Raw genomic sequence first — 23,226 nt, 5'->3', positions numbered from 1 at the left:
ACCCATTTATGAGGCTACTAAAGTTGCAGGCTGATGGATAGCGCGCTTATGAGGGGCTTATTTATCAGCTATCAGAAAGCGTGTCTGTTTCTTCTTTGGTGTTTTTATCATTTTTTCCTTTGGGTGTAGAGATCCCTGCTGTTAGATTGTAGCGCATCGCTTCTTCGAAGGACCAATCAACAAGTGTCAAGTCTTCACGCTTAACCAAGGTTGTCACTCCAGCAATTTGATAGCTTAGTGGGAATAATACAGGAACCCAATCCCCCTCAGGGAGCGCATTAGCGAGCGGTTCTGGCATGTCGTCAGACATAATAAAGCCGATTACATAACTATCATTGGCTTGATGCACTAAAACCGTCTGCTGCCCTTTATTTTTATTATCGCTGCTGATGAGTGAGGCAATGTCATTGATGCTGCTGTATACCGTTTTAAAGAACGGAAAACGCATTAATTGTCGAATAATGAAATCATACAGCCAAGCAATAGGGCTAACAGAGAAAAGAAGACCAGCAATAAATAATAAAGTCAGGATCAATAAAAATCCTGCGCCTTTGAATAACTCAGTTATATGGAATAAACCAAATAAAAAGTTACCGACTTTGTCTAATGACTCAAATAATGACCAAAATAGCCATATGCTCAAGACTAAAGGTAGGACGTTGAGCAAACCTCGTAACAACGTTTTTTTCATGTTTTGCTCTTAATGAAGATAAGAATGAGAAGACAGTGTGCCACAAAAATAGCAGCTGAGAGTCAGAGGAATATAAATTTCAGGTATAAAAAAACCGACTCGAGGTCGGTTTTTTTAAATCTAAACTCAAAAATTAAAAATTAAAGAGCTTTGATTTTAGCAGCTAGACGAGCTTTATGACGTGCAGCTTTGTTTTTGTGGATCAGGCCTTTAGTAGCCATGCGATCCATAACAGGTTGCATTTCAGCGAAAGCTTGTGTTGCAGCTTCTTTATTACCAGCTTCAATAGCGATAATTACTTTCTTGAAGAAAGTGCGCATCATAGAACGACGGCTAGCGTTGTGCTGGCGACGTTTTTCTGAAGTTAGTGCACGTTTCTTAGCAGATTTGATATTTGCCAAGGGTGTAACTCCCAAATCTTGGTACGGTGACAATTTAAGGCCGAGGACTATGCCTTGGTTCTTTGTAATTGTCAAATGATTTGTGCGAATAACCGCCAGACCAATCAAGTTGGCACTTGCGGATTAACACGGTTAATATGGCGGCAGATTTTACCAGTATTTGGAATCAGAAGTCACCTTTCTGAGTCATCTTTTATGAGGTTTTTTTGTGAGTAAGCGTCTTTTACGCTCTGGAATGATAGTTAGCGCCATGACTTTGGTCTCTCGCGTACTCGGTTTAGTCCGAGATGTGGTGGTTGCTAACCTTATGGGAGCAGGGGCTGCGGCCGATGTTTTTTTCTTTGCAAATAAAATTCCCAACTTTTTACGTCGCCTTTTTGCCGAAGGGGCTTTTTCGCAAGCATTTGTACCTGTATTGACTGAATATCATGCGGCAGGCGATGTTGATCGAACACGAGAGTTGATTGCAAAAGCGGCAGGAACGCTAGGCGGCATTGTAACGATAGTGACATTGTTTGGGGTGTTAGGCTCCGGCGCTGTGACGGCGTTATTCGGATTTGGTTGGTTCTGGGATTGGCTACATGGCGGGGCTGATGCGGAAAAATTTGAACTAGCGAGTTTACTGCTAAAAATTACTTTCCCGTATTTGTGGTTTATTACTTTTGTTGCATTATCTGGCGCGATATTAAATACGTTAGGTAAATTTGCGATATCGTCATTTACCCCTGTTTTTTTAAACATCTCTATTATTGGTTGTGCGTGGTTTGTTTCTCCACATCTGGCTCAACCAGAGATTGGTTTAGCTATCGGTGTTTTCGTTGGTGGCTTAGTGCAGTTTAGCTTCCAATTGCCATTTTTGTATCGCGAAGGATATTTAGTTCGCCCTAAATGGGGTTGGAATGATCCGGGTGTGACAAAAATTCGCAAACTGATGTTGCCAGCGCTGTTTGGTGTTTCTGTTACCCAAATTAACTTATTGCTTGATACCTTCATTGCTAGTTTCTTAATGACGGGCTCAATCAGTTGGTTGTATTACTCTGATCGTTTATTAGAATTTCCTCTGGGTTTATTTGGTATTGCAATAGCGACGGTAATATTACCCGCGCTTTCACGTAAACACGTTGATAAATCGCCAGAACAATTTGCTCAGACAATGGACTGGGGCGTAAGAATGGTGCTACTGCTTGGTATTCCAGCCATGCTGGGGATGGTCACACTGGCTAAACCAATGTTGATGGTAATGTTTATGCGTGGGGAATTTAGCGTTTATGATGTAAACCAAACCGCAGCATCGCTATGGGTTGTATCTGCCGGTTTATTAAATTACATGCTAATAAAAATCTTCGCGCCAGGTTATTACGCACGACAAGATACAAAAACACCGGTGAAAATTGGCATTATTGCGATGGTGAGCAATATGGTGTTTAACGGTATATTTGCACCATTTTATGGTTATGTTGGTTTATCTATCGCTAGTGTATTATCGGCATTTTTAAATGCTGCATTACTATACCGTGGGCTGCATGTTGGCAATATTTATCGCATTAGCCGTCAAACGTTATTTTTTGTTCTGCGACTTGCTGTGGCTGGTGTTTTAATGGTGGCAAGCTTGTTATGGTTAAGCCCTACAATTGAACAGTGGTTGGGTTTTCATTTGCTCGAACGTGTCGGCTGGTTGTTTGGTTTAATTGCAATAGGCATTGGTGTTTATCTAATAATTGCGATGATTTTAGGCATTCGCCCACGACATCTGCGTACAGATAGCTGATTGAAAGCGTTGAGTAGTATATAATCCGCCAGCTTTATTGTAGAAAGAGAACATTTTTCGCAGCAATAGCGGCGGAGTTATTAGCTTAAAGGCGGATTTTAATTGGTTGCATCTTTTTGCGTGTAAACATTGATGAGTGGTAAGTAACAGAGCACATGGAATTAATTCGAGGTATACATAATATTCAACCCCAGCATCATGGCTGTGTGTTGACTATCGGCAACTTTGATGGTGTTCATTTAGGGCATCAAGCATTGCTACGTCAAGTGGTAGCTAAAGCCCATGCGATGCAACTTTCCGCAACGGTAATGACATTTGAGCCTCAGCCGTTAGAATTGTTCGCAGGAGATAAAGCGCCAGCACGCTTAACCCGTTTTAGAGATAAATATTTACAGCTAAAAAAGGTCGGTATCGATCGTTTATTGTGCGTAAATTTTAATCATCATTTTGCTACCATGAGTGCTGAAGATTTCGTTGAGTGCTTGTTGGTTAAGCAATTGGGTGTTAAGTTTCTTGTTATTGGCGATGATTTTCGCTTTGGACAAGGTCGTAGTGGCAGTTTTGATATGTTAGTTGCCGCTGGTCTAAAACATGGCTTTGAGGTGGTAAGTACCCAAAGCTTTTGTGTTTCGGAGCAGCGTGTAAGCAGCACTGCCATTCGTCAAGCACTGGCAAATAACGAACTTGAACAAGCGGAGATGATGCTTGGTCGGCCTTACAGTATTCGCGGACGTGTCTCACACGGACGCAAGCTCGGTCGAACTATTAATTTCCCTACCGCCAATATACCTTTAAAGCGACGTGTAGCGCCGGTAGCTGGTGTTTATGCTGTTGAAGTGTATGGTGCAGATAGTCGCCCTGTGATGGGGGTGGCTAATGTTGGTCATCGACCAACCGTAAAAGGTGTACGCCAACAACTTGAAGTACACTTATTTGATTTTAATGCTGATCTCTACGGACATCAGCTAGAAGTCGTGTTACGCCATAAATTGCGTGACGAAAAGAAATTTGAATCCTTCGATGCGCTTAAACGCCAAATCGAGCGAGATGCTCAAACAGCACGGGTGTGGCTGTCTGAGCGTAATAATGTCCAACTTCGCCCAAGTAACGGAATCTAGAATCAATGAGCGACTATAAAGATACCCTGAACCTGCCTGAAACAGGGTTTCCGATGCGAGGCAACCTAGCTCAGCGTGAGCCTGCAATGCTTAAGCGTTGGTATGATGAAGATCTTTACGGTGAAATCCGTAAAGCAAAGAAAGGTAAAAAATCTTTCGTATTACACGATGGCCCTCCATACGCTAACGGTGATATTCACATTGGTCACGCACTAAACAAGATTCTTAAAGACATTATTATTAAGTCAAAGACTCTGTCTGGTTTTGACTCACCGTATATCCCTGGTTGGGACTGTCACGGTCTACCTATCGAATTGATGGTAGAGAAAAAAGTGGGTAAGCCGGGTCAAAAAGTGACAGCAGCTGAATTCCGTGAAAAGTGTCGTGAATATGCTGCAGGTCAAGTTAATGGTCAAAAAGAAAGTTTCATTCGTTTAGGTGTACTAGGTGAATGGGACAAGCCTTACCGCACAATGGACTTCGATACCGAAGCCAACATTATTCGTGCATTAGGTAAAATTGCAGATAACGATCACTTGTTGAAGGGGTTTAAACCTGTTCACTGGTGTACTGACTGTGGTTCAGCACTGGCTGAAGCTGAAGTTGAATACCAAGATAAAGTATCTCTATCTATCGATGTGAAATTTAAAGCGGTAGATGAAGCGGCTGTATTAGCTAAATTTGGTTGTGTGGCTGATCAAGGTCAAGGCGATGTATCGATTGTTATTTGGACAACAACGCCTTGGACAATGCCTGCTAACCGTGCAGTAGCTGTAAGTGCTGATCTTGATTACGCATTAGTACAAACACCAGTTACAGAAGCACATCCTCAGCCGCAACGTTTAATCGTAGCGGCAGAGCTTGTAAAAGATGTAATGGGTCGTGTTGGTTTTGAAGAATCAGAAATCCTGGGTTTCTGTAAAGGTGAAGAGCTTGAGCTACTTCGCTTTAACCACCCATTCTACAGCTTTGATGTGCCAGTAATTTTAGGTGATCACGTAACGACTGAATCAGGTACAGGTTGTGTACATACCGCCCCTGGTCACGGCCAAGAAGACTTCGTGGTAGGTCAAAAATACAATCTTGAAATTGCAAACCCTGTGGGCAGTAATGGTGTTTACCTACCAGATACTGAGATCTTTGCTGGTCAACACGTATTTAAAGCAAATGAAGCTGTTGTTGAAGTACTACGTGAGCACGGCTCACTATTGAATTTCTCAAAAATCACACACAGCTACCCACACTGCTGGCGTCATAAAACGCCTATTATCTTCCGTGCTACGCCGCAATGGTTCATTTCTATGGACAAAGCAGGTCTACGTACGAAAGCATTGGGCGAAATCAAAAATGTTCAATGGATGCCTGAGTGGGGTCAAAGCCGTATTGAAGGTATGATCGAAGGTCGTCCTGAGTGGTGTATCTCGCGTCAGCGTACGTGGGGCGTGCCAATTGCACTATTTATCCATAAAGAAACGCAAGAACTTCACCCTCAAACCTCTGAGCTAATTGAAAAAGTAGCACAGCTTGTTGAGCAAAAAGGCATTCAAGCTTGGTGGGATCTAGAATTGACTGATGTAATGAGCGCAGAAGATGCCGCAAATTACGAAAAAGTACTCGATACACTAGACGTATGGTTTGACTCAGGTGTTACGCATTTCTCAGTGGTTGATAGCCGTCCAGAATTTAACGGTCATTCAGCGGATCTTTACCTTGAAGGTTCAGACCAACACCGCGGTTGGTTCCAGTCTTCATTGATTTCATCGGTAGCGATGAAAGATAAAGCACCGTACAAGCAAGTGTTAACTCACGGCTTCGTGGTTGATGGTCAAGGCCGTAAGATGTCTAAATCTATCGGTAATGTCGTTGCACCAAAAGATGTCACGAATAAGCTTGGTGCTGATATTTTACGTCTATGGGTTGCTTCGACTGATTACACTGGCGAAGTGGCTGTATCTGATGAGATCTTAAAGCGCTCTGCCGATGCTTACCGTCGTATTCGTAACACGGCACGTTTCTTCTTAGCTAATTTAAGCGGTTTCAACCCTGAAACTGACTGTGTTCCAGCTGAAGAAATGGTAGCTCTTGATCGTTGGGCTGTTGGTCGTGCAATGGCAGCTCAAGAAGAAATTATCAAAGATTACGAAGATTACAACCTACACGCAGTAACACAACGCTTAATGCAGTTCTGTTCTATTGAGATGGGTTCATTCTACTTAGATGTAATCAAAGATCGTCAATACACAGCAAAACGTGGAAGCCATGCTCAACGTAGCTGTCAGACTGCGCTTTACTACATTGTAGAGGCATTAGTTCGTTGGATGGCACCTATCATGTCATTCACAGCAGATGAAATTTGGAACGAAATGCCAGGTCAGCGTGACAAGTTCGTGTTTACTGGTGAGTGGTTCGATGGTCTATTTGGTCTTGCTGATAACGAAGAGCTAAGCAATGAATTCTGGGCTGAAATCCAACAAGTTCGTGGCGCGGTGAACAAGTTACTTGAAACGGCGCGTAGTGAAAAAGTGATCGGTGGCTCACTACAGGCTGAGGTTATTCTTTCTGCTAATGCTAAATTGGCTGAGAAGCTGAATAAGTTAGAAGACGAACTACGTTTTGTTCTATTAACATCTAAAGCTCAAGTTGTTGTTGCTGATAGTAAGCCTGAAAATGCGCAAGAAACCGATATTGAAGGTTTATTCGTAACGGTTAAAGCATCTGAAGCAGCGAAGTGTGAGCGTTGTTGGCACCATGTTGCTGATGTTGGCACAATTGCAGGTCATGAAGAAATTTGTGGTCGCTGTGCAACTAACATCGATGGCGAAGGCGAAAAGAGAAAGTTTGCATAATGACAAGTACAGCACTGAAGCAATCGCTAACAGTTAAACAATCTGGCATCCGTTGGCTATGGTTAGCGGTTCTGGTATTTATCATCGATAATGGTACCAAACTGTTAGTGATGGACACGATGGGCTATGGCTGGCCAAACCGGATCGAAGTACTGCCGTTTTTTAATTTACTTTATGTGCACAATACCGGTGCAGCGTTTAGTTTTTTAAGTGACGCAAGTGGTTGGCAGCGTTGGTTATTTGCAGCTATTGCCTTTGGTGTTTGTGGCTTATTAATGTACTGGATGCGTCGTACACCTGCGACAAATAAAATCGCTAATATTGCTTATGCATTAATTATTGGTGGCGCATTAGGTAACTTATTTGATCGTATCTATCATGGTTTTGTGGTTGATTTTCTAGACCTTTACTATGGTAGCTACCATTGGCCTGCATTTAATATTGCTGATAGTGCAATATGTGTCGGTGCGGCTTTGTTGATACTTGATGGTTTTAAATCAGACAAGCAAGCTAAGTCGTAATTAGTTACCTTTAACTGGTATTAATAACACGTCAATATTAAACGCAGTTCATTTTATGAGCTGCGTTTTTTTATCTGTGCATATTGACGTCTTATTCTTGATTTAACAAATCAAGTGGTACAAATGTAAAACCTTAGTGCCTGTCCGTTGATACGCACGATGGTTTATTGTTAAATGGGAACATTAAAATAAAATGAGCGACTTGTTGTTAGATCAATAAGCGATCATACAAAAGGATGTGCTATGTCGGTGATTAAAGATAACAGCGAAGTGCTGATGCATTTTGCCATTAAACTTGATGATGGATCGGTTGCTGAATCTACTTATGCCGCAGGTAAACCTGCAATGTTTCGGATGGGAGATGGCAGTTTAACTGACAATTTTGAAAAGTGTTTATTAGGGTTAACTATTGGTGAAAAAGGTACATTTGAACTATCGCCAGAAGATGCATTTGGTTTACCTAACCCCGATAATATCCACCATCTTGATTTAGCTAAATTTGGTGCTGATGCTCCTGCTGAAGTGGGCAACATTATCGCCTTTGCAGGTCCCGATGGACATGATATTCCCGGAATAATTACAGCCGTTGTGGGTGACTCTGTTACTGTTGATTTCAATCATCCACTTGCAGGGCAAGCTGTCACCTTTGAGGTGGAGGTTGTCTCCATTGAAAGTTAAGAGCAATTGTTGATGAAAATCTTACTCGCAAACCCACGAGGTTTTTGTGCTGGTGTTGATCGTGCGATCAGCATTGTCGAGCGTGCGTTAGAAATGTACCAACCGCCTATTTATGTTCGCCACGAAGTCGTACATAACCGTTTTGTTGTTGAAGGGCTAAAGCAGCGAGGGGCGATTTTTGTTGAAGAGCTTAGCGAAGTGCCTGATGACAATATCGTTATATTTTCAGCTCACGGTGTCTCTCAAGCGGTGCGTAATGAATCTAAGCAACGTCAATTAACCGTGTTTGATGCAACGTGTCCATTGGTGACAAAGGTACATATGGAAGTGGCTCGTGCTAGTCGAAAAGCGATGGAAGTGGTGCTGATTGGACACGCAGGACATCCCGAAGTTGAAGGTACAATGGGGCAATATGCTAATCAAGATGGTGGTATGTACCTTGTTGAAAAACCGGAGGATGTCGATAAGCTGACCACCATCGTTAAAGATCCAACTAATCTTCACTATGTTAGCCAGACGACATTATCTGTGGATGAAACGGCAGATGTCATTGATCGCTTGCGCCAAGTGTTTCCAAAAATCCAAGGGCCACGTAAAGATGATATTTGTTACGCGACTCAGAACCGCCAAGATGCTGTGCGTGAAATGGCTGAAACGGTTGATGTAATGATTGTGGTTGGCTCAAAAAATTCTTCCAATTCTAACCGTTTACGTGAGTTAGCTGAAAAGCTTGGAACACCGGGGTATTTAACCGACTGTGTTGAAGATATACAAGCTAGCTGGTTTGAAAATAAAACCAAGGTTGGAGTGACTGCGGGGGCTTCAGCGCCAGAAGAACTCGTTAATCAAATTATCGAGCAGATCAAAAAGTTAACAGGCTCTGAAGTGGAAGAGCTTTCAGGTCGTGAAGAAAACATGTTCTTTGAAGTACCTAAAGAGTTACAAGTAAAGAATATCTAATAGCATATTGATTTGTACAGAATAAGCCTCAGTGAAAGCTGGGGCTTTTTTATCGTCTGTAAAACCGCTACAGTATTGAGATAATTATATATTCATCAAGGGAGAAGCACGCAATGGTAAGAATTGCGATAGCCGGAGCTGCTGGCCGAATGGGGCGTCAGCTATTAAAAGCAACACAACTATCAGAAAAAGCAGAATTAGGTGCCGCGACTGAGCGTGCAGGTTCTACATTAGTAGGTGCTGATGCTGGTGAGTTAGCAGGAACGGGTGTTGCCAATGTGATCATTGTTGATGATCTTAACCAGGCTCTTGATGATTTTGATGTGTTAATTGACTTTACTGCACCTGTCGCAACATTGGCGAATATTGAGTTTTGTCAGCAACATAATAAAAAAATTGTAATTGGTACAACCGGTTTTACAGAGCAAGAGCGAGAGTTAATTGATCTTGCTGCTCATGATATTTCTATCGTGATGGCGCCTAATTATAGTGTAGGGGTTAATCTGGTTTTCAAATTGTTAGAAAAAGCTGCCAAAGTGATGGGCGATTACTGCGATATTGAAATTATCGAAGCGCACCATCGTCATAAAGTGGATGCACCATCAGGAACAGCAATTGGGATGGGAGAAGCGATTGCGGGCGCGATGGGCAATAAATTAAGTGATGTTGCAGTTTATGCTCGAGAGGGGATCACGGGTGAGCGTACTCGTGATGAGATTGGTTTTGCTACGATTCGTGCTGGTGACATAGTAGGTGAACACACCGCCATGTTTGCAGATATCGGTGAGCGTGTGGAGATCACTCATAAAGCAACAGACAGAATGACATTTGCCAATGGTGCGGTGAGAGCGGCGGTATGGCTCAATGATAAATCGCCTGGTTTTTATACTATGGAAGATGTCTTAGGGCTTGATTCATTATAATCGAGACAAAAACCTGCTAATAAGCAGGTTTTTTTATATCTGAATAAAGTGAGAATAAATATTGTAAATACAAATAGAGATGAATTTATTCGTGTTATATCAGTATATTTTTGAGGTGGTTAAATATCGCACTGAGCTGGGTTTATTTACTGTATAAAATAGATAGTTGGTCGTGTTTTTTTTGTTAGATGGTTATTTGTGTTTGCTTAGTTGTCATTTTTGGCTTTTTTGATGGGTGTTTGTATTTGTTAATGGTTTGGTTTTGATTGCAAACGGTTGCGTTCTCATTTGATTTGATGTTGATACTAAAAAATACGACTAAACATGTTATTTTAGCATTTTGGATACTTAATTGTGTTGAGATAGTTATTTGTTGAATTTATTTCTGCTCTTATGTTGACAGATTGCTAACAGATCAATAGAATTTGCGCAATTTGTCAAAAATCAGTAAGACGTGGTTTTTGATATGAAAAGGAATGGGTAATTGCAAGTTTATCTGTTTTAATTGCATTTTTATTTAATTGGAGGTTGTCTTGAGCAAATCTGCGCTATTAGTCCTTGAAGATGGGACTGTGTTCCGCGGCGTGTCCATTGGAGCAGATGGTTCGGCCGTTGGTGAAGTCGTTTTTAATACTTCGATGACGGGGTATCAGGAAATTCTCACTGACCCTTCCTACTCACAACAGATCGTTACCCTTACTTATCCCCACATTGGCAATACCGGTACTAATACCGAAGACGAAGAATCCACGGCAATTCATGCACAAGGTTTGGTTATTCGTGATCTTCCTCTTATCGCTTCAAACTTCCGCTCTGAACAATCTCTTTCTGACTATCTAAAATCACAAAACATCGTTGGTATCGCTGATATCGATACTCGCAAGCTAACCCGTATTCTTCGTGAAAAAGGTGCGCAGAACGGTTGTATCGTTGCAGGTAACAATATCGATGAAGGTTTTGCACTTGAACAAGCGAAAGCGTTTCCTGGTCTGAAAGGCATGGATTTAGCGAAAGAAGTGACAACAAGCGAAACTTACAGCTGGAAGCAAGGTTCTTGGACATTAGAGAATGGTTTACCAGAAGCACAAGAAGATAAAGAACTGCCTTACCATGTAGTCGCTTATGATTTTGGTGCTAAACGTAATATTTTACGTATGTTGGTTGACCGTGGTTGTCGCTTAACAGTTGTGCCTGCACAAACGTCAGCAGAAGACGTGCTTGCGTTAAATCCAGATGGCGTATTCTTATCAAATGGTCCTGGTGACCCAGAGCCATGTACTTACGCGATTGAAGCAACCAAAACATTCCTCGATAAAAATATTCCAATCTTTGGTATTTGTTTAGGTCACCAAATTCTTGCCTTAGCAAGTGGTGCAAAAACAGTAAAAATGAAGTTTGGCCACCATGGTGCTAACCACCCTGTTAAAGATTTAGATCGTGATGTTGTGATGATCACCAGCCAGAACCACGGTTTTGCTGCTGACGAAGCAACGTTACCTGAAAATTTACGTGCGACACACAAATCCCTGTTTGATGGCTCGCTACAAGGTATTCATCGTACCGACAAGCCTGCATTCAGTTTCCAAGGCCACCCAGAAGCGAGCCCTGGTCCACATGATGCAGCACCATTATTTGATCACTTTATCGAATTAATTAAGAAACACAGCGCCTAAGCCGGGAGTAGTAAGAAATGCCAAAACGTACTGATATAAAAAGTGTACTAATTCTAGGTGCTGGACCGATCGTTATCGGTCAGGCCTGTGAGTTCGATTACTCTGGTGCACAAGCTTGTAAAGCACTTCGTGAAGAGGGTTACCGCGTTATTCTGGTAAACTCTAACCCTGCGACTATCATGACTGATCCTGAAATGGCTGATGCAACTTACATAGAGCCAATTCACTGGGAAGTGGTACGTAATATCATTGCTAAAGAGCGCCCTGATGCGGTACTACCAACCATGGGTGGTCAAACCGCACTTAACTGTGCGTTAGATCTTGAAAAATATGGCGTATTAGAAGAATTCAATGTTGAAATGATCGGTGCAACAGCGGATGCAATTGATAAAGCTGAAAACCGTTCTCGTTTTGACAAAGCAATGAAAGCCATCGGCCTTGAGTGTCCTCGTGCTGATACTGCAACAACGATGGAAGAAGCTTACAAAGTTCTCGAAATGGTTGGCTTCCCTTGTATTATTCGCCCGTCATTTACGATGGGTGGTACAGGTGGCGGTATTGCATACAACAAAGAAGAATTTGAAGAAATTTGTTCGCGCGGTATCGACCTATCACCAACCAATGAATTATTGATTGATGAATCACTGATTGGTTGGAAAGAATATGAGATGGAAGTGGTTCGTGATAAGAACGACAACTGTATCATTGTGTGTGCAATTGAAAACTTCGACCCAATGGGTATTCACACCGGTGACTCAATCACAGTCGCACCTGCGCAAACACTAACAGATAAAGAATACCAATTAATGCGTAATGCATCGCTTGCAGTACTGCGCGAAATTGGTGTTGAAACCGGTGGTTCAAACGTCCAGTTTGGTATTAACCCGAAAGATGGCCGTATGGTTATCATCGAGATGAACCCACGTGTATCTCGTTCATCGGCATTAGCATCAAAAGCAACAGGTTTCCCGATTGCAAAAATCGCGGCAAAACTGGCGATTGGTTTCACCCTTGATGAACTGATGAATGACATCACAGGCGGCGCAACACCGGCATCATTTGAACCAACTATTGATTACGTAGTAACAAAAATTCCTCGCTTTAACTTCGAGAAATTTGCTGGCGCTAACGATCGCTTAACGACACAAATGAAGTCGGTAGGTGAGGTTATGGCGATTGGCCGTAACCAACAAGAATCATTACATAAAGCACTACGTGGCCTAGAAGTTGGCGCGAACGGCTTTGATGAAATGGTTGATCTTGATGATCCAAATGCGATGAGCAAGATCCGACATGAACTGAAAGAAGCAGGTGCTGAGCGTATTTGGTACATCGGTGATGCTTTCCGTGCGGGTATGTCGGTTGACGGTATCTTCAATCTAACTAACATTGACCGTTGGTTCTTGGTTCAAATTGAAGAAATCATCAAACTTGAAGAGCAAGTGAAAGCTGGCGGTTTTGCAGGTCTTAATGCTGACGTATTACGTAAGCTTAAGCGCAAAGGTTTTGCAGATGCACGTCTTGCTAAATTATTGGGTGTTAGCGAAGGCGAAATTCGTAAACTACGTGATCAGTTTGACATTCATCCTGTCTACAAGCGTGTAGATACGTGTGCCGCTGAATTCTCATCAGATACTGCTTACATGTACTCATCATACGATGAAGAGTGTGAAGCAAATCCAACGGACAAAGATAAAATCATGGTACTGGGCGGTGGTCCAAACCGTATCGGTCAAGGTATCGAGTTTGACTACTGTTGTGTTCATGCATCACTGGCGCTACGTGAAGATGGTTATGAAACTATCATGGTTAACTGTAACCCAGAGACTGTATCAACTGACTATGACACATCAGATCGTCTGTACTTCGAACCTGTAACACTTGAAGATGTACTGGCTATCGCACGTGTTGAAAAGCCAAAAGGTGTGATTGTTCAGTATGGCGGTCAAACACCACTGAAACTCGCTCGTGCACTAGAAGCGGCAGGTGTGCCAATTATCGGTACAAGCCCAGATGCGATTGACCGCGCAGAAGATCGTGAGCGTTTCCAACAAGCCGTTGACCGTTTAGGTTTACTGCAACCAGAAAATGCAACGGTAACAACGATGGAGCAAGCGATTGAGAAGTCGCGTGACATTGGTTACCCATTAGTGGTACGTCCATCGTATGTACTCGGCGGTCGAGCAATGGAAATTGTTTACGACGAGCAAGATCTACGTCGCTACTTCAATGAAGCAGTAAGCGTTTCAAATGAATCACCAGTACTACTCGATCGTTTCTTAGATGATGCGGTGGAAGTAGACGTTGATGCAATTTGTGACGGTGAGCAAGTGGTGATTGGCGGTATCATGGAGCATATCGAGCAAGCGGGTGTTCACTCAGGTGATTCTGCATGTTCACTGCCTGCTTATACCCTAAGTCAAGAAATCCAAGATGTGATGCGTGAGCAGGTGAAGAACCTAGCGTTTGAATTAGGTGTTCGTGGATTAATGAATACCCAGTTCGCCGTAAAAGATAACGAAGTGTACCTTATCGAGGTTAACCCTCGTGCTGCACGTACCGTACCGTTCGTATCTAAAGCGACAGGTGCACCGCTGGCGAAAATTGCAGCGCGTGTAATGGCTGGTCAATCACTTGAATCACAAGGTTTTACCAAGGAAATTATTCCACCGTATTATTCAGTGAAAGAAGTCGTCCTACCGTTTAACAAGTTCCCAGGTGTTGATCCACTGTTAGGCCCTGAAATGCGCTCAACAGGTGAAGTTATGGGTATCGGTAATACGTTTGCAGAAGCATTCGCTAAAGCTGAATTAGGTTGTGGTAAAGAATACCCTGAAGGTGGTCGTGCGCTATTATCTGTTCGTGAAGGTGATAAGCAACGTGTGGTTGATTTAGCTTCTAAGCTAATTAAGCTTGGCTACCAATTAGATGCAACACACGGTACAGCAGTTATTCTTGGTGAAGCGGGTATTAACCCACGTCTAGTGAACAAAGTACATGAAGGTCGTCCTCATATTCTTGACCGTATCAAGAATAATGAATACACCTACATTGTAAATACTGCATCGGGTCGTCAAGCGATTGAAGATTCAAAAGTACTTCGTCGTGGTGCGCTAGCTGAAAAAGTTAACTACACTACAACTCTAAATGCGGGATTTGCAACATGTATGGCGCATACTGCAGATGACCGCAATACAGTGTCTTCAATTCAAGAGCTTCACGCACGTATTAAATAAGTATTACTCACTACGAAATAAAAAGCCGAACGTTAACGTTCGGCTTTTTTATTGTTAAATACATAATCACATATAACTCATTGAAATTTTATATCATTAGTTTAATCAGTTGCTGTTCAGATTTATTAACGTAAGATACTGGCGTCGCAGCAAGCGATACATTCTTCTTGGAGATTTTAATGAACAATACCGACCATCCCCCGAGTATGAAGCTGGAAAATTAGCTTAGGTAACGGTATTAAATAGTATATTCCGTGCTGCTAGGCTCGGAGTCATGTCTCGTAACCCCCTTTTTTGAAATTATTCATTTTCGACATCTCTCCTGTAATTTTCCTCTTTATTTACTTATCAATAATATGAGCTTTAAATCTATGTTTACCACAACAGCGCGACTGTATTGTTATGTGGTGCGCGAGGGTTTATTGCAAATGTTAATGTGGTGGTCGTTACCTTCTCTTTCTAGAGAGACAGCTAATCGGGAGATTCGCCATGGCGGTAATGAATTATGCAGCTTTTTCAGCAACAACCCATATTGCGCAAAAAGAGGCGTTAGCAGTACGTAATGCATTTTTAAAATATGATCTAGTTGAACAAGCGCAATTATTGGCAAAAATGCCAGTCGTAGAGGCTTTAGCTATGTTACAGGAATGCCCATTGCGGCATGTGCAAATTTTATTAGATCGTTTAGATGAATTAGAAGAGGACATACGAGCCCGCCAACTAGCCAGTGGTTTAGGGTTAATTTGCTCTGAGGTTGAACCGAGCGGGCATTATTTAGAAAATAGTGTCTTAAACCATGTTAAGGAACGCATAGGTTGGATTGTAGGGCTGGCTTTAATGGGAATTGTCTCGGGCTTAATTATCTCTCACTATGAAGATACCCTGAGTCAATTAGTCCTACTTGCGATTTATATGCCGGTGATTGCAGCTGCGGGGGGGAATGCTGGCTCGCAGGCGGCAACACTGGTTGTGCGAGCATTGGCAATGGAAGAAATACGCTCAAAAGATTGGTTATTGGTGCTTTGGAAAGAATTTAGAGTTGCGATTATTATCGCGGTGAGCCTTGCAGTAGTGATCATTGGACGGGTGATTTTTTTTAGTGGGGATGTTGTGTTACCTGCAGGAATGACACTAGACTCGATAGCATTTGCGATTGGGATAGCCATTGCTATTCAGGTGATTATTTCGACTAGTGTTGGTGGGGTTCTACCGATGCTAGCGAGATCATTAAATCTCGATCCTGCGGTATTAGTCAGCCCTGTCTTAGCTTCAATGGTCGATATCACGGGGATGGTGATTTACTTCAAGACAGTCAATTGGATGCTAGGCTTCGGTTAGTAAGATTGTTTGTATTAAAAAAGCCGCTATTGCTCGAATATTTCTAGTTGAAAGTATTTAATAGCGGCTTTTATCTCTCAGGTCTCTTATTTAGTCGTTTTTATACAGTGAGCTATAAAGTTGCTTTTCAAATTGGTAAATAGGCGGTAAGGCTGCTTTTTTACCGTCATGCATATGTGGATAGTAATTCGTCACTAGCTGTACAAAGAGTAGTGGTTTACCGTTGTGGGTCTTAATCACACCTGCAAGGTTATAAGTTCCGAATAAAGAGCCACTTTTAGCAATAACCTTACCTTTTAACGGAGCATCACGAAGACTGCGACGGTACTGTAACGTGCCACTTTTACCTGATACGGGTAAATCGTTCATTAAACCTAATTTAGGGTGGTTATAAATGTAAGTGACTACTTTCATTAAATCACTTGCTGTTAAACGGTTGTTACGCGATAAGCCTGAACCATCCACCATCACGGTATCAGAAAGATCGATACCAGCTTTATCTTTTAGTATCGCCTTAATTGCTTCAATGCCATTGGTGTAACTACCGGCTTGGTGGTAATACTTGGCACCAATGGTTTTTGCAATGTTATCGGCAAATAAGTTATCAGAGCGCTTCAGCATAATATCAAGCAGCGTTGATAATGGGGCTGAGCGATGTGTTGCAATGATTTTACCGCTGACTTTATCGTTACGAAGTACCTTACCGTTTAACTTTATCCCTGCGCGCTTAAGCTCTTGTTGAATAACTGCAGTTGAATACAAGGTTGTGTTTTGTACTGCAAATTTAAGCGGTAGAGGCTGTTTACGAGGTTGGATACAGCCACTAATTTGATACATATTACGATCATTCGATGTCATTGAAAGCTGACAGTGCTGCTCTTTTTGCTGTGCTTTTGACACCACAATCGCAGAGGTTTTTACTTGAATTGGCTGGTGGCTAGGCACATTTACGCGTGTAACGTCCCCCAAAGATTTATTGCTGTATAGCGCACCTTGAACACAGTTGTGCTCTAAGCTGATACTACTTGATGGCGCACTATAGCAAGAGCCTAAAATATCCCAAGGCCAACCAATAGCACGTTCATAGCCAGTAAAATGTCCACCGTTTAAGTACAGGTTACCTTTAATCGTAGCTATGCCTTGCTGTTTTAGTTGGCGAAGTAAATTGGCAATATCGCTGCGTTTAAGTGTTGGATCGCCATTAAATTTCAAAATGACATCATTACCTTTCGTTTCAAGGTAAGTATCAAAGCGGAAGTTATTACCGAGATATAGCTTTGCGGCAAGGGCGGTGATCGTTTTTTGGGTACTTGCAGGGGCTTGTAATTCATCTGCGCGTTTATCGTATATAACTTTGTTGGTGGCTGGGTTTACAATAAGAAGCGCGACATCACTCCCTTTGGGCAGGTGTTCGATAGCTTGCTGAGGTAAGAACGCAGCAAAAGAAGAAAAGGTCGTTGCCATTAAAGCGGAGCAAAGCAATTTTTTAAACATGTGAAGGCATAATTTTGGTTAAGAGATAGGCCTTAATCATAACGTTTATATGAGAGAGGGTAAAAAAAGAGAGGAAATAAAGACTAAAACTGACACAAAAGTAATAAAAAACGCCGACCGAAGCCGACGTTTCACTATATGTTGCTTTTAATCACAAGGATTAGAAGTCGTAACGAGCACCTAGAACGAATTGGTCAGATGCTGCAACTTTACCTACTTCGTTCTTATTAAGCATGTTGAATGTGTAAGAAGCGTAAGTACGGAAGTTGCTGTTGAAGTAGTAAGTAGCATCAACTGCAGCTGCATTTGCTAGCTCATCGTATACATTGTGAGCGTTTTCATCTTTCATGAAGCCGTAAGTAGTCGTGAATACAGTTTTACCCATAGTGTACGCTGCTGCGAATTCGTAGCCTTGAGTATCTGTTACATCGCCAGTTACTAAGTTAGTACCGTCGCGACGACCGGATTTGTATAGGCCACCGAAGTATAGATCGCCCATTGTGTAAGATGCTACTGCGAAAGTTTGCTCTGAACGTGCTTTGTGAGTATTCGCGTTACCAAGTTGGTCACGTTGCTCACCGTAACCAGCACCTAGTGCAAGACCTGTATCAGCTACTTTGTATACAGCACCTGTTGAGAAACCGTGTACGTCTGTTTTGTTACCAGCTGTATCATAATCAGCGCCAGCGAAAACGTAGTTAGCTTTGAACGTTAGATCACCAAATGTACCAGCGTATGCTAGGTTGTTAGTTGTACGGTCAGCTACTGCTAGCTTAGTACCACCAACAACAGAACCAGCGTATGCCATGATATCAGTGAAATCAGTTAGCATACCTAGAGAGCCGTCAGCCTTACCGTAAACAATTTGACCGTATTGGTCGCTGTTTACACCAGCATACATGTAACGGTTTTCGTCATCAGAATTGTCGTCTTTGAACTCACGCTCGTAGAAACCAATACCTTGAACGCCATCTGCGATTTGTGTTTTCGCATCAATGTTTACACGTACACGTGAAATATCAGTTACTTCATTTTGTGTTTTTTGTAGTGTTGGTGCTACTGCATTATTTTCAGCTTGCTCAGAAAGAAGAGCACGAGCTTCTACACGACCGCCGATAGCAAGAGAAGATGTATCATCTGAATAAACTTGTGCTGCTGATGCTGCGCCAGATAGAGTTGCTGCTGTTACTGCTAAAGCAATAAGGTGCTTGTTCATTACCGAATCCTTTTTTAAATTTTTATGTGTTGCATTTCTATGCCAAATGCATGCTGTTCTTTTTACTTGTGTCTACTGATTTATGTTAGTAAAAAAAACTGAAAAATACCTCATTAGTATGTCTTTTTTGTTTTTTTTAGTTTTTATTGTTAATTTAATCAGTGTGTTATGTCTATCGATAAAAGTTCTAAATTAATTTTATTTTTTAGTTGTATTTAGGTAATCAATGGAAAATGCCTGAGTGAATATTTGTATAAATATTGTTGAAGTGTGAGATTATAACTTTTCTCAATGAAAAAAAGGTGGTAGCGAGAGGCTTATTTCTTTGGTGAATGTTTTAACTATTGATTTGTTACTATGAATTATTGATATAGTATTTTTAGCATATTCATTGTTTTTGACTGTTATTAAAACGAAAAACAGATTAATGACGTAACGAGGATGATCTCTTGTCCATCTTTGTTTAATATGATAAACATCGTGACATATACACTGTTAGCTCAATCACGATTGGGCTAGCTTTTTTATTTCCTGAAATTGGCGTGCGCTATCAGGTTATTGAGGTAATTTATTTATGGAAAAAGTGCCAATGACTGTACGTGGCGAACAAAAGCTACGTAGTGAACTTGAAGTATTGTTGAAGCGTCGCCCTCTTATTTCTCAGGCGATCGCAGAAGCACGTGAGCTTGGCGACTTAAAAGAAAATGCGGAATACCATGCGGCTCGTGAAGAGCAAGGTATTTGTGAAGCGCAAATTCGTGATATTGAATACAAACTATCTGTTGCTCAAATTATTGATGTAACTACTATGCCAAATACAGGCAAAGTGATTTTTGGTACTACAATCACTTTGCTAGATTTAGATACCGAGAGTGAAGTGACATACTGTATCGTGGGTGATGATGAAGCGAATATTAAGGAAAACTTAATTTCAGTGAATTCACCAATTGCACGTGGTTTGATCGGTAAGATGGAAGGTGATGAGGTTGCGATTACCACGCCTGGCGGTCAAAAAGAGTTTGAAATTGTAGAAGTGAAATACATCTAATAATTTTACTGATGATTATATTCATCAGAAAATATAATCACTAAAATAGGTGATATCGATTAGTAATTAATGCATTTTTTTGTATTAATAATAGATACAAAAAAGGCCGCTAGGCGGCCTTTTTTATTTACGAGGAAGCTCGATTTTACGATCTTCACTCTGGCGGTAAAGAACTAACGTTTTACCGATAACCTGCACTTTTTCAGCTTTAGTTTCGCGAACGATAGCGTCGACGATTAAAACTTTAGTTTCACGATCTTCAGTAGCAACCTTAACTTTGATCAATTCATGATGGTTAAGTGCAATTTCAATTTCAGCCAATACAGCTTCTGTTAGGCCGTTTGCACCCATAAGTACAACTGGTTTTAGATTGTGAGCAAGACCTTTTAGGAATTGCTTTTGTTTGGTGCTTAGATTCATGATGACTCTATTTTTTTGGTTATTAGGGTTGAAAACGTGACATTCTACCGCCATCTAGACTAGAAGACTAATTTGTTTGCATTATGACAGCATGAAAATTTGTAGTGTTTGAGTTGTACTGCACATTTTGATTGTACATTTTAATGAATTAGATGCGATAAAGCCTTTGGCAGACGTATACTTAACAAGTATCTCAACTCATTAGGTTAGGCATGAGTAGAAAAAAACAATCCGGCAGTTCTGGCCGCTGGCTAAAAGAGCATTTCGACGATAAATATGTTCAGGAAGCACAAAAACGTGGTTATCGTTCACGTGCTTTCTTTAAAATTGAAGAAATTCAGAACAAAGATAAGTTATTAAAACCGGGCATGACAGTGGTTGACCTTGGTGCTGCACCAGGTGGTTGGTCACAATATGCGGCAGAAATTGTAGGTAGTGAAGGACAAGTCATTGCTTGTGATATTTTGCCAATGGATTCCCTTCCAGGTGTTAGTTTCCTGCAAGGTGATTTCCGAGAAGAGGCTGTGTTAGATGCACTATTGGACCGCATTCAACCAGATATGGTTGACGTGGTGATGTCTGATATGGCACCTAATATGAGTGGTAATCTTGCATCCGACCAACCGAGAGCGATGTATCTTGTTGAGCTTGCATTAGATATGTGTCGACAAGTACTTGCGCCGAATGGCAGTTTTACGGTAAAAGTTTTCCAAGGCGAAGGCTTTGACCAATATCTAGCTGAAATTCGTAGTATGTTCAAAGTGGTTAAAATTCGTAAACCAGATTCCTCGCGAGATCGCTCGCGTGAAGTCTATATTGTGGCTACAGGTTACAAACTGTAGTAATCTACATTCATCTTTTAGTTATCGCGAGGTTAACACCTTGAGTGACATGGCAAAAAACTTGATTTTATGGTTAGTCATTGCCGTTGTTCTTATGTCTGTATTCCAAAGCTTTGGAACCAACAGTAGTAAAGCAAGTGGTCAAGTAGACTATACGACATTTGTCCGTCAAATCGGTCAGGATCAGATAAAGGAAGTGCGATTCAATGATCGTGAAATCACTGTAACCAAACGTGATAATGCGAGCTATGTAACATACTTACCTGTCGCTAATGATCCTAAGCTGTTAGACGATCTAATTAACGCTAACGTAGCTGTTTCTGGTACACCACCTGAAGAGCCTAGCCTATTGGCTTCAATCTTCATTTCGTGGTTCCCAATGCTTCTATTAATTGGTGTTTGGATATTCTTTATGCGTCAGATGCAGGGCGGTGGTGGCAAAGGTGCCATGTCGTTCGGTAAATCTAAAGCGCGTATGATGAGCGAAGACCAAATCAAAACAACGTTCGCCGATGTGGCTGGTTGTGATGAAGCGAAAGAAGACGTTAAAGAACTGGTTGATTACTTACGTGATCCAAGCCGTTTCCAAAAGCTAGGTGGTAAAATCCCAACAGGTGTGTTGATGGTTGGTCCTCCTGGTACAGGTAAGACGTTACTTGCAAAAGCGATTGCAGGTGAGGCGAAAGTACCGTTCTTTACTATTTCTGGTTCTGACTTTGTTGAAATGTTTGTTGGTGTTGGTGCATCTCGTGTGCGTGACATGTTCGAACAAGCAAAAAAGGCTGCGCCTTGTATCATCTTTATCGATGAAATCGATGCGGTAGGTCGTCAACGTGGTGCTGGTGTAGGTGGTGGTCACGATGAGCGTGAACAAACACTGAACCAGATGCTAGTTGAGATGGATGGCTTCGAAGGCAATGAGGGTATTATCGTTATTGCTGCAACGAACCGTCCCGACGTACTAGACCCTGCATTACTGCGTCCTGGTCGTTTTGACCGTCAAGTAGTGGTAGGTCTTCCTGATGTACGCGGTCGTGAGCAGATCCTTAAAGTTCACATGCGTAAAGTGCCACTAGATGGTGATGTAAATCCATCATTGATTGCTCGTGGTACACCAGGTTTCTCTGGTGCTGATTTAGCAAACCTTGTTAACGAAGCGGCATTATTTGCTGCCCGTGGTAACAAGCGTACTGTTTCGATGGTTGAGTTCGAATTAGCGAAAGATAAGATCATGATGGGCGCAGAGCGTAAATCAATGGTTATGTCTGAAGATCAAAAAGAATCAACTGCGTATCACGAAGCAGGTCACGCAATTATTGGTCGTTTAGTACCGGATCATGATCCTGTATATAAAGTATCGATTATTCCACGTGGTCGTGCGCTAGGTGTAACGATGTACTTACCCGAGCAAGATCGTGTAAGTCACTCTCGTGAGTTCTTGGAGTCAATGATTTCAAGTCTTTACGGTGGTCGTTTAGCTGAAGAATTGATTTACGGCGTAGATAAAGTATCAACAGGTGCATCAAATGACATTGAACGCGCAACTGATATTGCACGTAAGATGGTGACTCAGTGGGGCTTCTCTGAGAAGTTAGGTCCATTACTTTATGCTGAAGATGAAGGGGAAGTCTTCCTTGGTCGTTCAGTTACACAAAGTAAGCATATGTCTGATGACACTGCAAAACTGATTGATACTGAAGTTCGCACCTTAATTGATCGTAACTATCAACGTGCTCGTCAAATTCTAGTTGATAATATGGATATCATGCATGCAATGAAAGATGCATTGATGAAATATGAAACTATTGACGCAGGTCAGATTGATGACTTGATGGAACGTAAAGCAGAAATCCGTGCACCGAAAGGTTGGTCGGATAATGACGATACAATGAAACCATCAGGTAAAGAAGCACCTGAAACTGAATTAGCACCTGATGAGCCAATTGGCGATGGTATTGATGCGTTGACGAAAGAAGACGATACCGATACAAAACCTCAGGCTTAATTTAGCGTTGAATAAAAACCCTGGCCTTGGTCAGGGTTTTTTTTATCT

At 41.8% G+C, this 23,226-nt stretch carries 18 protein-coding genes; 13 read left to right on the top strand and 5 right to left on the bottom strand.

The window, feature by feature from the left end; genetic code table 11:
• Nucleotides 1-64: 64 nt before the first annotated feature.
• Together C9J46_RS10560 and rpsT are read right to left on the bottom strand one after the other, a co-directional pair.
• Entirely contained in the window at nt 65-691 is a 627-nt protein-coding gene (locus tag C9J46_RS10560; RefSeq protein ID WP_107207267.1) for a DUF502 domain-containing protein, read from the bottom strand.
• A gap of 140 nt (nt 692-831) precedes the next feature.
• Nucleotides 832-1,092, bottom strand: a complete 261-nt coding sequence (gene rpsT / locus C9J46_RS10555) for a 30S ribosomal protein S20 (protein WP_087845855.1) — start codon at nt 1,090-1,092, stop codon at nt 832-834.
• A gap of 208 nt (nt 1,093-1,300) precedes the next feature.
• On the opposite strand from rpsT, the gene murJ reads away from it, so the two are divergent.
• The 10 genes from murJ to C9J46_RS10505 all read left to right on the top strand — a co-directional run bounded on the left by murJ (nt 1,301) and on the right by C9J46_RS10505 (nt 16,153).
• Nucleotides 1,301-2,860: a murein biosynthesis integral membrane protein MurJ gene (gene murJ / locus C9J46_RS10550; RefSeq protein ID WP_107207268.1), complete on the top strand. Its 1,560-nt coding sequence runs from the start codon at nt 1,301-1,303 to the stop codon at nt 2,858-2,860.
• Between the two features lie 155 nt (nt 2,861-3,015).
• Nucleotides 3,016-3,978, top strand: a complete 963-nt coding sequence (ribF, locus tag C9J46_RS10545) for a bifunctional riboflavin kinase/FAD synthetase (RefSeq protein ID WP_105059524.1) — start codon at nt 3,016-3,018, stop codon at nt 3,976-3,978.
• A 5-nt stretch (nt 3,979-3,983) separates the two neighbouring features.
• Nucleotides 3,984-6,824 carry an isoleucine--tRNA ligase gene (ileS, locus tag C9J46_RS10540; protein WP_107290872.1) on the top strand — a complete coding sequence of 947 codons (2,841 nt, stop codon included), beginning with the start codon at nt 3,984-3,986 and terminating at the stop codon, nt 6,822-6,824.
• Complete coding sequence (lspA, locus tag C9J46_RS10535) at nt 6,824-7,345, top strand: signal peptidase II (RefSeq protein ID WP_107207270.1); 522 nt, start codon at nt 6,824-6,826, stop codon at nt 7,343-7,345. Before ileS ends, lspA begins: the two co-directional genes overlap by 1 nt.
• A gap of 243 nt (nt 7,346-7,588) precedes the next feature.
• Nucleotides 7,589-8,023 (top strand): FKBP-type peptidyl-prolyl cis-trans isomerase, encoded by a 435-nt coding sequence (gene fkpB / locus C9J46_RS10530; RefSeq protein ID WP_045083744.1) that lies wholly within the window; start codon nt 7,589-7,591, stop codon nt 8,021-8,023.
• Nucleotides 8,024-8,035: 12 nt separating this feature from the next.
• On the top strand, nt 8,036-8,983 hold the full coding sequence (gene ispH, locus C9J46_RS10525) for a 4-hydroxy-3-methylbut-2-enyl diphosphate reductase (protein ID WP_107290871.1): 948 nt from the start codon (nt 8,036-8,038) through the stop codon (nt 8,981-8,983).
• A 113-nt stretch (nt 8,984-9,096) separates the two neighbouring features.
• Nucleotides 9,097-9,906 (top strand): 4-hydroxy-tetrahydrodipicolinate reductase, encoded by an 810-nt coding sequence (gene dapB, locus C9J46_RS10520; protein WP_107290870.1) that lies wholly within the window; start codon nt 9,097-9,099, stop codon nt 9,904-9,906.
• Nucleotides 9,907-10,439: 533 nt separating this feature from the next.
• The gene (gene carA / locus C9J46_RS10515; protein ID WP_006646195.1) at nt 10,440-11,579 is read left to right on the top strand and encodes a glutamine-hydrolyzing carbamoyl-phosphate synthase small subunit; all 1,140 of its coding nucleotides are present in this window, start codon (nt 10,440-10,442) and stop codon (nt 11,577-11,579) included.
• 17 nt (nt 11,580-11,596) lie between these two features.
• Nucleotides 11,597-14,815, top strand: a complete 3,219-nt coding sequence (carB, locus tag C9J46_RS10510; protein WP_107207273.1) for a carbamoyl-phosphate synthase large subunit — start codon at nt 11,597-11,599, stop codon at nt 14,813-14,815.
• 489 nt (nt 14,816-15,304) lie between these two features.
• The gene (locus C9J46_RS10505; protein ID WP_107290869.1) at nt 15,305-16,153 is read left to right on the top strand and encodes a magnesium transporter; all 849 of its coding nucleotides are present in this window, start codon (nt 15,305-15,307) and stop codon (nt 16,151-16,153) included.
• Between the two features lie 90 nt (nt 16,154-16,243).
• On the opposite strand, the gene dacB is transcribed toward C9J46_RS10505, so the two are convergent.
• Nucleotides 16,244-17,647, bottom strand: coding sequence for a serine-type D-Ala-D-Ala carboxypeptidase (dacB, locus tag C9J46_RS10500; protein WP_107207275.1), 1,404 nt, complete (start codon nt 17,645-17,647; stop codon nt 16,244-16,246).
• Nucleotides 17,648-17,807: 160 nt separating this feature from the next.
• Complete coding sequence (locus C9J46_RS10495) at nt 17,808-18,863, bottom strand: porin (RefSeq protein ID WP_107207276.1); 1,056 nt, start codon at nt 18,861-18,863, stop codon at nt 17,808-17,810.
• A 574-nt stretch (nt 18,864-19,437) separates the two neighbouring features.
• On the opposite strand from C9J46_RS10495, the gene greA reads away from it, so the two are divergent.
• Nucleotides 19,438-19,911, top strand: coding sequence for a transcription elongation factor GreA (gene greA / locus C9J46_RS10490; RefSeq protein WP_107207277.1), 474 nt, complete (start codon nt 19,438-19,440; stop codon nt 19,909-19,911).
• Between the two features lie 123 nt (nt 19,912-20,034).
• Here the strand turns inward: greA and yhbY are convergent, their stop codons facing one another.
• Entirely contained in the window at nt 20,035-20,331 is a 297-nt protein-coding gene (yhbY, locus tag C9J46_RS10485) for a ribosome assembly RNA-binding protein YhbY (RefSeq protein WP_045128373.1), read from the bottom strand.
• A 212-nt stretch (nt 20,332-20,543) separates the two neighbouring features.
• Between yhbY and rlmE the strand changes: the two genes are divergently transcribed.
• Together rlmE and ftsH are read left to right on the top strand one after the other, a co-directional pair.
• Nucleotides 20,544-21,173 (top strand): 23S rRNA (uridine(2552)-2'-O)-methyltransferase RlmE, encoded by a 630-nt coding sequence (gene rlmE / locus C9J46_RS10480; protein WP_005369560.1) that lies wholly within the window; start codon nt 20,544-20,546, stop codon nt 21,171-21,173.
• Between the two features lie 49 nt (nt 21,174-21,222).
• Entirely contained in the window at nt 21,223-23,178 is a 1,956-nt protein-coding gene (gene ftsH / locus C9J46_RS10475; protein ID WP_107207278.1) for an ATP-dependent zinc metalloprotease FtsH, read from the top strand.
• The last annotated feature ends 48 nt before the right edge of the window (nt 23,179-23,226 follow it).

This window comes from Photobacterium sp. GB-36 (assembly GCF_003026135.1).
In the GTDB taxonomy this organism is placed as follows: Bacteria; Pseudomonadota; Gammaproteobacteria; order Enterobacterales; family Vibrionaceae; genus Photobacterium.
This window is presented reverse-complemented; position numbering and strand designations above follow the sequence as displayed.

What these genes read in the sequence shown, in the direction of transcription:
- ftsH (WP_107207278.1), top strand. Translation starts at nt 21,223, where the DNA reads ATGGCAAAAAACTTGATTTTATGGTTAGTCATTGCCGTTGTTCTTATG.
- dacB (WP_107207275.1), bottom strand. Translation starts at nt 17,647, where the DNA reads ATGTTTAAAAAATTGCTTTGCTCCGCTTTAATGGCAACGACCTTTTCT.
- carB (WP_107207273.1), top strand. Translation starts at nt 11,597, where the DNA reads ATGCCAAAACGTACTGATATAAAAAGTGTACTAATTCTAGGTGCTGGA.
- rlmE (WP_005369560.1), top strand. Translation starts at nt 20,544, where the DNA reads ATGAGTAGAAAAAAACAATCCGGCAGTTCTGGCCGCTGGCTAAAAGAG.
- ileS (WP_107290872.1), top strand. Translation starts at nt 3,984, where the DNA reads ATGAGCGACTATAAAGATACCCTGAACCTGCCTGAAACAGGGTTTCCG.
- C9J46_RS10505 (WP_107290869.1), top strand. Translation starts at nt 15,305, where the DNA reads ATGGCGGTAATGAATTATGCAGCTTTTTCAGCAACAACCCATATTGCG.
- ispH (WP_107290871.1), top strand. Translation starts at nt 8,036, where the DNA reads ATGAAAATCTTACTCGCAAACCCACGAGGTTTTTGTGCTGGTGTTGAT.
- dapB (WP_107290870.1), top strand. Translation starts at nt 9,097, where the DNA reads ATGGTAAGAATTGCGATAGCCGGAGCTGCTGGCCGAATGGGGCGTCAG.
- C9J46_RS10560 (WP_107207267.1), bottom strand. Translation starts at nt 691, where the DNA reads ATGAAAAAAACGTTGTTACGAGGTTTGCTCAACGTCCTACCTTTAGTC.
- lspA (WP_107207270.1), top strand. Translation starts at nt 6,824, where the DNA reads ATGACAAGTACAGCACTGAAGCAATCGCTAACAGTTAAACAATCTGGC.
- C9J46_RS10495 (WP_107207276.1), bottom strand. Translation starts at nt 18,863, where the DNA reads ATGAACAAGCACCTTATTGCTTTAGCAGTAACAGCAGCAACTCTATCT.
- yhbY (WP_045128373.1), bottom strand. Translation starts at nt 20,331, where the DNA reads ATGAATCTAAGCACCAAACAAAAGCAATTCCTAAAAGGTCTTGCTCAC.
- fkpB (WP_045083744.1), top strand. Translation starts at nt 7,589, where the DNA reads ATGTCGGTGATTAAAGATAACAGCGAAGTGCTGATGCATTTTGCCATT.
- ribF (WP_105059524.1), top strand. Translation starts at nt 3,016, where the DNA reads ATGGAATTAATTCGAGGTATACATAATATTCAACCCCAGCATCATGGC.
- greA (WP_107207277.1), top strand. Translation starts at nt 19,438, where the DNA reads ATGGAAAAAGTGCCAATGACTGTACGTGGCGAACAAAAGCTACGTAGT.